This window comes from Pseudomonas gingeri, assembly GCF_013386165.1.
Classification (GTDB): domain Bacteria; phylum Pseudomonadota; class Gammaproteobacteria; order Pseudomonadales; family Pseudomonadaceae; genus Aquipseudomonas; species Aquipseudomonas gingeri_C.
The window spans coordinates 83,815-96,278 of sequence record NZ_JACAOS010000015.1; the positions used below are offsets into that span (position 1 = coordinate 83,815).

The 12,464-nt window shown below is 59.2% G+C and carries 13 protein-coding genes and 2 pseudogenes; 7 read left to right on the forward strand and 8 right to left on the reverse strand.

Annotated elements, in window-relative coordinates; translation table 11 throughout:
• The first annotated feature begins 82 nt into the window (after window positions 1–82).
• Window positions 83–292 (forward strand): YXWGXW repeat-containing protein, encoded by a 210-nt coding sequence (locus HX866_RS13060; protein ID WP_177092186.1) that lies wholly within the window; start codon window positions 83–85, stop codon window positions 290–292.
• A gap of 74 nt (window positions 293–366) precedes the next feature.
• On the opposite strand, the pseudogene HX866_RS13065 reads toward HX866_RS13060, so the two are convergent.
• Together HX866_RS13065 and HX866_RS13070 are read right to left on the reverse strand one after the other, a co-directional pair.
• A pseudogene (locus tag HX866_RS13065) lies at window positions 367–1,395 on the reverse strand (chitinase); the annotation flags it as partial.
• Between the two features lie 49 nt (window positions 1,396–1,444).
• On the reverse strand, window positions 1,445–2,080 hold the full coding sequence (locus HX866_RS13070) for a lytic polysaccharide monooxygenase auxiliary activity family 9 protein (RefSeq protein WP_177139946.1): 636 nt from the start codon (window positions 2,078–2,080) through the stop codon (window positions 1,445–1,447).
• 358 nt (window positions 2,081–2,438) lie between these two features.
• Between HX866_RS13070 and HX866_RS13075 the strand changes: the two genes are divergently transcribed.
• Window positions 2,439–3,221, forward strand: a complete 783-nt coding sequence (locus HX866_RS13075) for a helix-turn-helix transcriptional regulator (protein WP_371319258.1) — start codon at window positions 2,439–2,441, stop codon at window positions 3,219–3,221.
• A gap of 73 nt (window positions 3,222–3,294) precedes the next feature.
• The gene (locus HX866_RS13080; RefSeq protein WP_177139948.1) at window positions 3,295–3,909 is read left to right on the forward strand and encodes a LysE family translocator; all 615 of its coding nucleotides are present in this window, start codon (window positions 3,295–3,297) and stop codon (window positions 3,907–3,909) included.
• A gap of 37 nt (window positions 3,910–3,946) precedes the next feature.
• Here HX866_RS13080 and HX866_RS34780 read toward each other — a convergent pair whose 3' ends face one another.
• The 3 genes and pseudogenes from HX866_RS34780 to HX866_RS13090 form a co-directional block, all read right to left on the reverse strand.
• Entirely contained in the window at window positions 3,947–4,522 is a 576-nt protein-coding gene (locus tag HX866_RS34780; RefSeq protein ID WP_371319259.1) for a methyl-accepting chemotaxis protein, read from the reverse strand.
• Window positions 4,499–5,260, reverse strand: a pseudogene (locus HX866_RS34785) (PAS domain-containing protein); the annotation flags it as partial. The pseudogene HX866_RS34785 and the gene HX866_RS34780, both read right to left, overlap by 24 nt.
• A gap of 249 nt (window positions 5,261–5,509) precedes the next feature.
• Complete coding sequence (locus HX866_RS13090; protein ID WP_218179705.1) at window positions 5,510–6,412, reverse strand: AraC family transcriptional regulator; 903 nt, start codon at window positions 6,410–6,412, stop codon at window positions 5,510–5,512.
• 239 nt (window positions 6,413–6,651) lie between these two features.
• On the opposite strand from HX866_RS13090, the gene HX866_RS13095 reads away from it, so the two are divergent.
• A complete protein-coding gene (locus tag HX866_RS13095; protein ID WP_177139950.1) occupies window positions 6,652–7,494 on the forward strand; it encodes an oxidoreductase in 843 nt (280 codons plus the stop codon).
• Here HX866_RS13095 and HX866_RS13100 read toward each other — a convergent pair.
• The gene (locus HX866_RS13100; protein WP_121138867.1) at window positions 7,491–7,673 is read right to left on the reverse strand and encodes a DUF1289 domain-containing protein; all 183 of its coding nucleotides are present in this window, start codon (window positions 7,671–7,673) and stop codon (window positions 7,491–7,493) included. The two genes, HX866_RS13095 and HX866_RS13100, sit on opposite strands and share 4 nt — an antisense overlap.
• Before the next feature lie 3 nt (window positions 7,674–7,676).
• Window positions 7,677–8,051: a hypothetical protein gene (locus HX866_RS13105; RefSeq protein WP_177139951.1), complete on the reverse strand. Its 375-nt coding sequence runs from the start codon at window positions 8,049–8,051 to the stop codon at window positions 7,677–7,679.
• Between the two features lie 158 nt (window positions 8,052–8,209).
• Here HX866_RS13105 and HX866_RS13110 point away from each other — a divergent pair, with 158 nt between their 5' ends.
• Window positions 8,210–8,491 (forward strand): hypothetical protein, encoded by a 282-nt coding sequence (locus tag HX866_RS13110; protein WP_371316773.1) that lies wholly within the window; start codon window positions 8,210–8,212, stop codon window positions 8,489–8,491.
• Between the two features lie 360 nt (window positions 8,492–8,851).
• The gene (locus tag HX866_RS13115) at window positions 8,852–9,439 is read left to right on the forward strand and encodes a plasmid pRiA4b ORF-3 family protein (protein ID WP_177092194.1); all 588 of its coding nucleotides are present in this window, start codon (window positions 8,852–8,854) and stop codon (window positions 9,437–9,439) included.
• A gap of 37 nt (window positions 9,440–9,476) precedes the next feature.
• Here the strand turns inward: HX866_RS13115 and HX866_RS13120 are convergent, their stop codons facing one another.
• The gene (locus HX866_RS13120) at window positions 9,477–10,436 is read right to left on the reverse strand and encodes a LysR substrate-binding domain-containing protein (RefSeq protein WP_177104879.1); all 960 of its coding nucleotides are present in this window, start codon (window positions 10,434–10,436) and stop codon (window positions 9,477–9,479) included.
• A gap of 170 nt (window positions 10,437–10,606) precedes the next feature.
• On the opposite strand from HX866_RS13120, the gene HX866_RS13125 reads away from it, so the two are divergent.
• Complete coding sequence (locus HX866_RS13125) at window positions 10,607–12,148, forward strand: HAL/PAL/TAL family ammonia-lyase (protein ID WP_177092196.1); 1,542 nt, start codon at window positions 10,607–10,609, stop codon at window positions 12,146–12,148.
• The last annotated feature ends 316 nt before the right edge of the window (window positions 12,149–12,464 follow it).

Consider the following 12,464-nt stretch of genomic DNA (forward strand, 5'->3'; position numbering starts at 1 on the left):
ACGGATTTTACGCCGTACGACGTTTAACCCTTACAAGCCCGCCAACCGGGTGACGATTCAATACTCTGCAAGGAGTTACCCCATGCTGCGAATATTCAAGACCGCGCTTATCGCCACCCTGATGGCCGCATCGCTGGCGGGCTGTATTGTCGAGCCGGTGCATCCGCGTCGACCGCCGCCCATTGTTGAAGTCGTACCGGTCATGCCTGCCCCCGGTTATCACTGGGTCGCCGGACATTATCGTTGGGGCCACAACCAGTGGATCTGGGTGCCAGGGCACTGGCGCTACTAAGCGGGAGCGGGCAAGACAAAACCCGGCGCAAGCGCCGGGTTTCGTTTTTCAGCTCAGGCCTGCAGCCTGCCCAGTGGCATTTCAGCCGCCCCCGGCGCGCCATGAATCAGCGGCGCGTAGCGATTGCGGAACTCCCAGTTGTAAGGCACCTGCAACTTGCTGAGCCCCTGATCCCAGTTGATGGACCAGGTCATCAGCCCCTTGATGGCGTGGCCGGCGGCGTCCAATCGCTTGAACGCGTTGACCACCGCCGCCGGGTCGATCACATAACCCGTCGCCGCCGCATCGACATTGCTCGGCAAACCGATGACGAACTTGTCCGGCGCAATCCGGGTAAAGCCCCGTGTGCCCGTGACCAGGCTGTCGGTCAGGTAATAGAGGAAATCCTCCTTCATCGCGTCATTGTTCTGCGCGATCCAGGCCCCGCTGCCGCCATTGGCTTCCGCCACCCAGACGCCATCGCCGCCCTGGTTGTAATACTGCGGCGCGATGAAGTCGTAGTAGCCCTCGAGGGCCTTGATGTAATCGACGTACTTGCCATTGGTGCTGAGGTAGGGAAACTCCGGGGCCATGCTGATGATGAAGTGCTTGCCCTCGGCCTTGTAGTGATTCCTCACCAGTTTCAGAGCAGCGGGCAATACCGTCTTGTTGTCGGCATAGTCGATGGCACTCTGTTCCAGATCGATATCCAACCCATCGAAACCATAGGTTTCCACCAGGCGGATGATTTCATTGGCCAGCGGCTGCTCGGAACCCTTGTGCAGTTCTATATGGGCATCGGCGCCGCCCAGGGAAATCAGCACGGCACGGTCCTGACCGTTGAGAACCCCCACCTGGCGGCGAAACTCCGCATCAGACAGGTTGTACGGCTTGAACGTCGGAATACCGTTGCCTTTCATGAAGGCCACGGCCACCACGTTGTACTCCGCGGGCACATCCGTCAGCGCCAGGTTGGCGAACTTGCCGCCCTGGTAGCCATCGCTTGGCCCCGCGGCCCAGTTGTGCCAGAAACCCATGAGGATTTTCTTGCCGGCAAGACTCGGCATCGCCGATGCCGCATCGCTGGCCTTGGATTTGAGCAGTGAAAAATCGATGGTGGTCACATTCCAGTCCTTTAGAAATTTGCAGGAGGTTGACTGCACGACGGCAAGGTCATTTGAAGTCCACGTCAAACGCCTGGTAGAACGCATTGCCGGTGTTGGCGACGATCCACAACAGGACGATGACGTGATGGCCCTTCTTGCCCGCCGGCAGTTTCACGTCGTGCTCCACCTTGGCCTTCAGCTCATCGCTGTGCTGGTAGTAAGGCACCTGGGTGTAGAAGTCCTCGTAAAACGGCTTGGCTTCCAGCTGTGCGCGGCTGATGCGTTGCTTGGGGTCCCAGCCGTCCTTGGTGATGAACCAACGATAGCCCCGGGTGACGTGGGCGGCGGTGTATTCCCACTGCACATTAAAGATCTGCCCTGGATTGACGTTCAACAGTGGCCAGGCAGAGGGACGATTGAGCTTCTTGCTCAATTCCTCGTCGGTGAAGTTGATGCAGTCGCGGGCATCGTTTTTCCCGCCACTGAGGATGTAACCGTCAGCGGGTGGGACAACGCTCTGGTCATCGGTTTCAAACGGTTTGGGGAAAGGCCCGGCGGTGAGCGCCGGAAAATTCTTCCCGCCTTCCATTTCATTGACCTGCCAGGTACCGAGCAACCCCAGATCCACGGCCACCGATCCACGACTGGAAGGCGAAACGACACGACCATGTTTAAGTTCGGGTTTCGACAACGGTTTGTTCATTCTTATCACTCCTTTGATAGAAAACTCTCCAACTCAGGGAGAACTTTAAACCTAGCCCAAATAAGAATTATGTCCATCTGACACATGAGCATTGAACTTAATCAAAATTTAACAACCCGCTGAATATATTGAATTTTTAAAAAATCACCGACAAAACCTACACACAACACAGCGAATAGATTACAGCGCCCACCAGCAATAAATCCCAAGTCTAAAACTTCAAACAACTCATAAAAATATTTACCCCCAAAGCACTGAAAAAACGTAACAACATATTTTCAAACAGCCATGGATTGCCCCCGTAAGGCTGGGTATCCTGCGTCCTACAGCGCAATGTCGGGCCGTCCATGTGAACTCCATACGTTATGCCTGGCTGGAAAAGTACGAGATTTCCAGCACCGCCTGCACCGGCCTTCACTTCGCCAGGCACAGCCACGATGAATGTGTAATCGGGGTCAATCTGCTCGGCGAGGAAAAGGTCTGGCTGGACCGGCGGACCTTCAGCGCTGGCGCCGGCAATATCACCCTCTACAACCCCGGCCAGATCCAGGGCGGAGGGGCCGCACCCGGCACGCCCTGGCGTTTCGTGAGCCTCTACGTCAGTGCCGGGCAACTGGCGGCGGACCTGGGCCTGGAGCATCTGGAGTTTGGCCGTGCGCTTTGCTACCAGCCACAGCTCGCGGAAAAATTCGCCTTGGCGGTGGAACAGTCGCTGATGCCAGACCCCTTGCTGCGGGCCCTCGCCGAAGAGACGCTGGTGGTGTTGCTGGGCGAAGTCGTTGCCTTGAGCGGTTTGCGTCTGCCCGGCACTGCCTCGGTGGGGCGCGGCCTGGTGAACCGGGCCCAGGAAATCATCGCCGAGCGTTTGCAGGTCCCACAAAGCCTGGATGAGTTGAGCGACGAGTTCGGCCTGTCGAAATTCCATCTCCTGCGAGCCTTCCAGCGCGAAACCGGACTCAGCCCTCGACAGTGGGCCATGCAATTGCGAACCCGACGAGCACAGGGGCTGCTACGCAACGGCGGATCGCCCGGCGACATCGCCTGCACCCTGGGGTTTACCGACCAGAGCCATCTGAATCGGCATTTCAAATCCGCCTATGGCCTGACGCCCGGACGTTATCAAAGCGCGGTAAAACGTTGAAACGTGCAATCCGGTACAAGATCGTTTGCAGCTCTGCATCGACAATGCCGCCAAACGTTTATTGGAGGTAGGCATGCTCACGATCTTCCTGTCCGCGCTGATCTTCGGCGTGGTGTTCTGCTTGTCGCCGGGAGCCGTCCTGGCGGAAACCTTGCGACGCGGCTTGCTCCATGGCTTCAAGCCGGCGTTGCTGGTGCAAATCGGCTCGCTGGTGGGGGATGCCCTCTGGGCAGTGATCGGGCTCACGGGGCTGTCGCTGCTGCTGGAACATGAGCAGGTGCGGATTCCCCTCACCTGCGTCTGCGCCGCCTATCTGGCCTGGCTGGGCCTGCGCAGCCTGAAGGATGCCTGGCAGTTGCCCGCAGCCGACAGCGCGGACCAACGGCCAGGGAAAAACGCCCTGCTGGCGGGGGCAAGCATTTCCATCGCCAACCCGAAAAACGTCGTCTACTGGGGAGCACTGGGCAGCGCGCTTTCGGGCATCGTCGGCCAGACCCCAAGCCATGGGCAAACCCTGATGTTCTTTGCCGGCTTCATGTTCGCATCGGTGGCCTGCTGCTTTCTGATCGCCGCGCTGGTCAACGGACTCAGGAAGGCCGCCTCCCCGGGCTGGCAGCGGCTGAGTCATGGCCTGTGCGCAGTGGCCCTGATCTACCTAGCGATATTGGCATTGCGCGCGGTTTTCTAGGGCAAGGATCGCCTGGTATCAGGCGACCCCACCGCGCTTACTTCAACTGATTGGCAAACCGCCCCACCGCGCCCACCACCTGCTTGGCCCCGTCCTGGATCTCGATGATCACCTCGCCGGCCTGGTTGGCCAGGGAGACGCCCTGTTCAGCCTTGTGCCGGCTGGTGGACATGTCGCGCACCGCCTCGTCCACCAGCTTCTGGTTCTGCTGGACCACCGTGACGATTTCCTCCGTGGCGGCACTGGTGCGCCCCGCCAGTTGCCGGACCTCGTCGGCCACCACCGCAAACCCTCGGCCCTGCTCCCCGGCCCGGGCCGCCTCGATGGCGGCATTGAGCGCCAGCAGGTTGGTTTGCGCGGCAATACCGCCAATGGTCTGGACCATCGAGGTAATCAGCATCGATTGTTTGCCCAAGGCCTCAATGCCCTCCGAGGCCGACTGCATCTCCTCGGAAATGGCCTGCATGGTCAGCACCGTGTCCTTGACCACCGTGGCCCCGCGCTGCGCGGTCGTGTCGGTCTGCAACGAAATATCGTAGGCAATGCCCGCCGCCTCGCTGACCTCCTTCTCGCGCACCACCTGGTCGGTCACCAAACTGGCGAACTTGACCACTTTGTAGAGTTGCCCCTGAGCATCATGGACCGGGTTGTAGGTGGCCTCCAACCAGACATCCCGCCCATGGCTGTCGACGCGCTTGAAGCGACCCGCGACGAACTCCCCGCGATTGAGGGTCGTCCAAAAGGCCTGGTACTGAGTGGACGCCGCTTCTTCGGCAGTGCAGAAAATACGGTGATGTTTGCCGACGATCTGCGCCAGCGAGTAGCCCATGGCCCGCAGGAACTGGTCATTGGCGGTGATCACCTCGCCCTTGAGGTTGAATTCGATCACGGCCGTGGAACGCAGCAAGGCCTGGATAAAGGCCTCGTTCTCCTTCATGGTCTCGACCGTGCGGCTGACATCGCGAGCGAAACACTGGATATGCAACAGCTCGCCCTTCTCGTTCCTGACCGGCTGCCAACTGCCATGCATCCAGGCCAGGCTGCCATCAGCGCGCAGGAAACGGTAGTTATCGCTGACCGACTCGCCCTTGGCCACCGCCGCCTGGAGGTTACGGTAGCAGTCCAGGTTTTTGACATAGGCCGGGATGATCTGGTCCAAGGGCCGACCTCGCAGTTGCTCGTCGGTATAACCCAGCAGATCGAGAAAACGCTGATTGAAGTCGATGATGCGAAATTGCGGATCGAGCAGCAGCGAGACCATTTCCGCCGTCATGCCGTGGAACAATTGGTGCAACCTGAAAAGCTCTTCTTCTTTGCTCTCTAATATCTTCTTCAGATTAGTATTGAACATGACTGCAAGAATCCCTTTGGCCGTACTATTCCAAGACTATCGGTGTACTCGGCAATAACTGAGACCATCGGTCGCCTGGAACTGACGCCGCAGGTTGCTTGAAAGCCGACAGCCACTCGTCTGCCAAGCCCGCGAGGTGCAGACGTGGTTGTTAACAAGATAGTTCAGGTAAAGGCGCCTTGCAGAAAGGTATGTGCAGGGCGACGGGCAGGTTCCGGGGTCAGCGCACTGCTGGCCGTGCACAGGGCGCTATCGGCTTGCGCTCGCCGGCCATACCAGCGGCGGAACCACAAAGCTGGCCTTCATCCGCTTGACCTCTTCAACCGGACTGCCGCCGAACAGCCGCTTGAACTCACGCCCGAACTGCGATGCGCTTTCGTAGCCCACTTCCAGGGCCGCACTCGCGGCGCTCATGTCGTTCCTGACCATCAGCAAACGTGCCTGATGCAAGCGGATCGACTTCAGGTATTGCAGCGGTGACGTCTGGGTGACCGACTTGAAATGACTATGGAACGAGGGAACGCTCATGCCCGCCTCGCCGGCCAATTGCTCCACGCTCAGCGGCAGGCTGAAGGCCCCATGAATTCTGCGAATGGCCTTGGCTATCTTGCCGAACTGGCCTTGCAGGGTAAGTGCCGCGCGCATGGCGCCGCCCTGCTCCCCGGTCAATGCCCGAAAATAGATTTCGCGGACCAGTGCGGGGCCGAGGATTTCGGCCTCCAAAGGCCGCGCCATCACTTCGACAAAACGCAAGACCGACTCGCTCATCGCCCGGTCCATGGGCGTCGATAACATACCCTGGGGTTTGGACGACGGGACGCCGCCCTGCTGGTCGATTTGCAGGATCAGATCGGCGACAACGTTGAAATCCAGGTGCAGGTAAATGGCGAGTAGCGGTGCCTGTTCAGTGGCCTGGGTTTGCATGGTGAATGGCACGGGCACTGCAACGGCCAGGTAATGCTGCTCGTCGTAAAGGTAGACCTGGTCGCCGAAAAAGCCGCGCTTGCTGCCCTGGCAGACAATGACGATACCCGGCTGGTAGAACACCGGGGTCAGGCTCAACGGCCGGTTGGAGCGCAGGAAACGTACATCCGGCAGCGCCGTGAGGTTGTAACCTTCCCGGGGTGTCAGCTTGTCCATCAGCGCAATCATGCGCTGGCGCACGTCGCTGGGGTCCCACGTCTCGGCGTTCACCTGATTTCCCATCCTCACTGGCACTGCCGCCGATTGTGCGCAAGGCTGGCCGGGAATAACAGAGCGCTCATAGGAATAGGCTAGACATTCAGAGGAAGCGAGCTCTCCCTGCCGACGCCCGGGGACTAGAGTTGAGTCATTCGTACACCGGGACATCTCGCTGTCGGACCCACTCCTTTGCCATGAGAGAAATCAGCATGTCGTCAGTCAAAACCCTGCTTATCACCGGCGTCAGCAGCGGCTTCGGGCGAGCACTCGCCATTGAGGCGATTGCCGCCGGCCATCGGGTGATCGGTACACTGCGCAACGAAGCAGCCCGGCAGGCCTTTGAGGCCCTGGCACCGTCCCAAGCCTTCGGGCGTTTGCTCGATATCACCGATTTCGACCGTATCGACACCGCAGTGGCCGAGATGGAATCCTCGCTGGGACCTATCGATGTCCTGGTCAACAACGCGGGTTATGGCCATGAAGGGATCTTCGAAGAGTCATCACTCGAAGAAATACGCCACCAGTTCGAGGTCAATGTCTTTGGCGCCGTGGCGGTGACCAAGGCGCTGCTGCCTTATCTGCGCCAGCGCCGCCGGGGCCACATCATCAACATCACGTCCATGGGCGGCTTCATCACCCTGCCCGGCATTGCGGACTACTGCGGCAGCAAATTCGCCCTGGAAGGGATCTCCGAAACACTGAGCAAGGAGCTCAAGCCGTTCAATATCGCGGTGACGGCCGTTGCCCCGGGATCGTTTCGTACCGATTGGGCCGGCCGCTCCATGGTCCGTTCGCCACGCAGCATCGCCGACTACGACGCCCTGTTCGACCCCATCCGAACCGCCCGCGAAGCCAAGAGCGGCAAACAGCTGGGCGATCCCGTCAAAGCGGCCAAGGCCATGCTCAGCCTGATCGCCAGCGACCAACCGCCGGCTCACCTGCTGCTGGGCAGTGACGCACTCGCGCTGGTTCGGGAAAAGCTCGCCAGCTATGCGGCGGAACTCGACGCCTGGGAGGCACTGACCCGCTCCACGGACTTCGACGCGGACTAACGCTTCTTTTTCTGCAAGCTTTTCAGGCGTTGCGCCGCCCGTTGCACCGCGGCCATTTTTTCCGGGCGCTTCATGCGTTTCCACTGTTTGATCTCTTCCTTGGAGCGCCCACAGCTCAGGCACATTTCGCTGTTGAGCTGGCACACGGAAATACAGGGATTGTCGATGTCCTTGGCCATGGTTCAGCCGCGCCCCGGACGCGGGCTGCGCGCAAGGTGCTGCTGCCAGTTGCCGGCGCTCACCTGCTGGCAATGCTCCTCGCTATCGAACGCCAGATGAGCGGACACCTGCTTGACCTCGACATCAGCGTCGCGCAGGGCCTCAGTGGTCAGTTCGAGCATCTGCCGGGCTGACTCGCCGGCCAACGCCTGATCCCGGTTGGCCCGGGTGTCGAAAACCCAGGTCACCCGCAGGCTGGAGGGAAAGTGCGCGAAGTCCACCTCATGGGTCAGCCAGGCAAACCCGACGACTCGGGCCTTGGCCGTCTCGCAGGCCTCGGTCAGGGTGGCAACCAGGCGACGCTCGAGCTGCGCCTGCTCGCGTTTACTCAACAACATGGTTCGATCCTTTTCATCTCGATGGCGCAGAGTATGCCTCATCATCGACAAAGCCCAATCTCGACAGAGCGACGAGAGGCGCTTCGGACATGCGCGCGAACAGTCGACAGTTCATTCGCCTCCCCCTAAGCTGAGCGAAGAAAAAACAGGGGCGACGGGTGCTCGATCCGCCAGCAGGCCTGCCGCAGAAAAACCAGAACCAGGAATCGCCCTCTATGACGATGATTGACGCCGATCTCTTGAAACCCTACCTGACAGAAGCAGACAACGCCCGTCAGGCATGGCGCACGGCGGTCGCCGCCTTGAGCAAGTCGCACAAAGATGCGCTGGAAGAAGGATTCCGGGCCGTCAAGGTCGCCGAGCGAAGCTATTATCGATGCTGCGAAGAACTGGCCAATGCCCTGCGTAGCACGGTTGAGGGTGCCGAAGGTTCGAGCTGAACAATCCCCTTGCCGCACTGAGCAGGATCAACGAATCCCCCCAGATCGTTGCCTTGTGCGCATGAGCGAGTCCGTGAATTTCACTGCCGGATCCTGAAAGGTCTTAATTGCAGTGTCGATATGGCCAGTCCATTTAAATACCGCCCGCAACTGTAGGACGTTTCACACCAAACGTGTCCTTGCAGTCTGATTTTCGTCGATGAACAACGTCGCTACCATCGGAGTATGGCGTCCATCAATCAAGTTCCTACAACGGATACTCCCGAGACTGAACACTTGAAGTGGATGACTTAAAGGAAGCATCAGGGCGATTGCTGGTATCGCTCGCCCCTTCATTGACCTCGAGAGGCTGCCTGACTCATGACCCAGATTGCCCAATTGCCGACACCCCAAACCGACCGTGTGCTGATCCTGCGTATTGAATTGAAGTGGATAACACCCACGATCTGGCGTCAGGTAGCGGTCCCCGAAAGCATCACCCTGGGTAATCTGCACCAGGTCATTCAGGCGACAATGGGCTGGACGGGCACGCACCTTCACGAATTTGAAATCAGCGGTGACAGCTACGACGTTGCAACGCCCGACACCGGCTGGAAGCCACCGGTCATTGTGGAGAAACGCCAGACGCTGATCAGCGCCCTGCAAGGCAAACAGACGTTGCGTTATGTCTATGATTTCAGCGATGGCTGGGAGCACCTGATCCGGCTGGAGAAAATCATACCGGCTGATGTCTGCCCACAATTGCCCTACTGCATCGACGGCGCCAACGCCCGGCCACCGGAAGATATTGGCGGCATGCTGGGTTATGACGAGTTTCTGACGGCCCTGCACGACGCCGGCCACCCCGAGCATGGAAACGTGCTGGAATGGTTCGGCGATAACGACTTTGATCCCACCACCTTTGATTGTGTTCGTATCAATCGATCCCTGAAGCAGATCAGGCTCTAAAGTCCCCGTGAGAGACGGCAATCAGCGTGTCTTCCCTTCACTGATTGCCAAGGGGCGGTGCTGCTATCAACGAGCGGGTAATGTCCTCTTGCGCCCTGCCCCGCCCCATCAGCCAGCGCTGAAAGGCCCGGCACTGAGCTTTCTGCAACGTATTGGGGTGCCAACTCAGGTAGTAGGGCGAGGGCAGTACCATGGCGCTCCCCCAGGGAATGACCAGACGCCCTTCATCAATGTCGCGGGAAATCATCGAGAACTGCGCCAGCACCACGCCTTGATGATCGATGGCGGCTTGAATCGCCATGCTCGACGAAGAAAAACTACGGCGGATGACAATCGCCTGCTCGACGCTGACGCCTTCCCGCTCGAACCATTCGTCCCATGAGGGCGGTGAGTCGAATTTCGGTCGCGAATCGATACGGATCAGCGGGTATTGCAGCAGGTCAGCGGCCTGCTCCACCCGCCCCGGAGAGCCTGGAACGCCCAACAGCCCAGGTGAGCAGGCCGGCACCACACAATCGCGAAACAGCACGGCACTATGCTCCGGATATTGGCCAGGTTCGCCATAGCCGATCCGAAAGTCGGCATTTTCCTCCTCTGACGTATCCGCCAACGTGCTGTCCAGATAGATGTCGAGATCCCCATGCCCGTGCTGCCATTCGTAGGTCAGGGGCGCCAGCCACTTGGTCATCAGCGAAGGCAGGCCACTGACATACAGGTTGTTGGGATTTTTCGAGCGCTCGACTTCGGAAACCGCAGCCCGCAACTCTTCAAAGGCGGCAGAACAACGCGCATGAAAACGCAGGCCAATGGCATTCAACCGCAGGCGCTGTCCCTCCTTGACCGTCAGGCTCATGCCCAAGGCCTCATCCAGCAACTTCATCTGCTGGCTCACCGCGCCCACGGAAAGGTTCAAGCGTTTAGCCGCCTGGGATATGCCGCCGCAGTGGCCGACGGTTTCAAATACCTGGAGGGCTCGCAGGGGCGGTAAACGGCTCATGGTGATGCACCTTCTCGAAGGCCTGTTTAAGTTTAGAAATTCTATTAAAACTGACAGAAATTGCCATATTTTCTTCATCTATAAATCGCTTTAGCCTTCTCCCACGCTCAATCGGGCGATGGTCTGGCTGGTCCAGCCTCCTCAATTATTTCGTTTCTCGGGAGTTCGCAATGAAAGCTCATCCTCAGCAGATCACTCAGGTCGTTCTTGGCGACAGAGAACCTTCCATCGAAGAGTTCGTCGCGGTAGCCCGTTATTCCGCCAAGGTGTCCTTTGCCGAGAGCTACAAGAACCGGGTGAAAAAATCCCGGGGTCTGGTGGAGCGTTTTCTCGATGAGAATCGCCTGGTCTATGGGGTGACCACCGGGTTCGGCGATAACGTTCGGCATGTGATTTCGCCGCAGAATGCCAAGGAGCTTCAGGTCAATATCGTCCGCTCCCACGCCGTCGCGGTGGGCGAGCCGCTCAAGCGTGAGCAGGTCCGGGCGATCCAGTTGATGCTGCTGATCAGCCTGGGCAAAGGCTTTTCCGGGGTCCGTCTGGAATTGCTGGAGTTGATTGCCGGCCTGCTCAACAACGAAGTCGTGCCGTTTGCGCCAGGCGAAGGCTCGGTGGGCTATCTGGCCGTCGAAGGGCACCTGGCCCTGGTCCTGCTTGGCGAGGGCAAAGCCCGGGTCAATGGCGGCGAATGGGTCGATGGCGCCACCGCGCTGGAACAGGTCGGCCTGCAACCGACCGACCTGCAGTGCAAAGAAGGCCTGGCCATGCTCAATGGCACCATGTCGGTGACCGCCATCGCGACTCTGGCCCTCTATAACGCCATGCAGACCGCCTCCCTGGCCGACGTGGCCGCCGCCCTTTCGCTGGAAGCACTGAAAGGCACGATTCGCGCCTTCGACCCGCTCTATCACTCGATCAAGGCACACAAGGAGCAAGCGCAAACCGCCAGGGAGATAAAGGCGATGCTGCATGACAGCCAACTGATCGCCGAAAACATCGACTACCGGTTGCAGGACGCCTACAGCCTGCGAGCCATTCCCCAGGTGCACGGCGCGTCGAAGCGCTTCATCGATCACGCCCGGGAAAATATCGAAAACGAAATCCATTCCTCGGGCGACAACCCGATCATCTTCCCGCTGGAAGACGGCGACGGCATTGCCATCTCCGGGGCCAACTTCGACGGCAGCTACATCGGCATGTCGGCGGACTCGTTGTGTGTGGCGCTGGCCAACCTGGCGAAGATTTCCGAGCGTCGTACCGACCGCATGGTCAACTCGCACTTCAGTGAAATGCCGGCCTTCCTGGTTCGCAACCCCGGCCTCAACAGCGGCTACATGATCCTCCAGTACACCGCCGCCGGCCTGTATGCGGAAATGAAGGCACTGTCATTCCCCTCCTCTGTTGACAGCTTCTCGACCTGCGCCAACCAGGAAGATCTGGTCAGCCTGGCGTATAACGCCGCGATCAAGGCTTACAAGGTTTCTGAAAAGCTCGAGTCGGTGCTGGCGATTGAACTGCTGGTGGGCTGCCAGGCCCTGGACTTCCATGATGTGCACAAGGCATCCAGTGTAACCAAGGCGGTTTATGACCTGGTGCGCAGCCGTGTGCCGGTCGCCGAGCATGATCGGGCCTTCTATCAGGACATGGTGAGTGTTACCGAACAGGTGCGCAGTGGTGAGATTCTGGCCACGGTGCAGAAACACCTGAAGTAAAAGCGCCAGACCAAGGCGGCCTTTCAGCCGTTATCGGGGTGCGTTTCGCAGCATCCCGACGACTGAAGGCTGGCCTTGAGGTCTGACCCGGTTTCCAGTGTCACGCGCCCCATTCCTGTCCCCCAAATCCCCCTCCCAGTCGTTTCCCAGCGCGCACTAACATCTCTCAAACTGTCACCGAGCGCCCCAACGTGGCGCAATTCCCAGCTCAGGTAACAGTCGTAACACCGTCGCAAAATCCCTCAGGAAAAAAACTACTCCCGCCAAAGCCTTGTCTCAAGGGCTTCTCAGCAAAATTCCGAGTTTTATTGAGCGA

Bases quoted from the DNA above. Each gene is read 5' to 3' on its own strand.
- HX866_RS13060 (WP_177092186.1), top strand. From the start codon at position 83: ATGCTGCGAATATTCAAGACCGCGCTTATCGCCACCCTGATGGCCGCA.
- HX866_RS13070 (WP_177139946.1), bottom strand. From the start codon at position 2,080: ATGAACAAACCGTTGTCGAAACCCGAACTTAAACATGGTCGTGTCGTT.
- HX866_RS13080 (WP_177139948.1), top strand. From the start codon at position 3,295: ATGCTCACGATCTTCCTGTCCGCGCTGATCTTCGGCGTGGTGTTCTGC.
- HX866_RS13090 (WP_218179705.1), bottom strand. From the start codon at position 6,412: ATGATTGCGCTGATGGACAAGCTGACACCCCGGGAAGGTTACAACCTC.
- HX866_RS13095 (WP_177139950.1), top strand. From the start codon at position 6,652: ATGTCGTCAGTCAAAACCCTGCTTATCACCGGCGTCAGCAGCGGCTTC.
- HX866_RS13100 (WP_121138867.1), bottom strand. From the start codon at position 7,673: ATGGCCAAGGACATCGACAATCCCTGTATTTCCGTGTGCCAGCTCAAC.
- HX866_RS13105 (WP_177139951.1), bottom strand. From the start codon at position 8,051: ATGTTGTTGAGTAAACGCGAGCAGGCGCAGCTCGAGCGTCGCCTGGTT.
- HX866_RS13115 (WP_177092194.1), top strand. From the start codon at position 8,852: ATGACCCAGATTGCCCAATTGCCGACACCCCAAACCGACCGTGTGCTG.
- HX866_RS13120 (WP_177104879.1), bottom strand. From the start codon at position 10,436: ATGAGCCGTTTACCGCCCCTGCGAGCCCTCCAGGTATTTGAAACCGTC.
- HX866_RS13125 (WP_177092196.1), top strand. From the start codon at position 10,607: ATGAAAGCTCATCCTCAGCAGATCACTCAGGTCGTTCTTGGCGACAGA.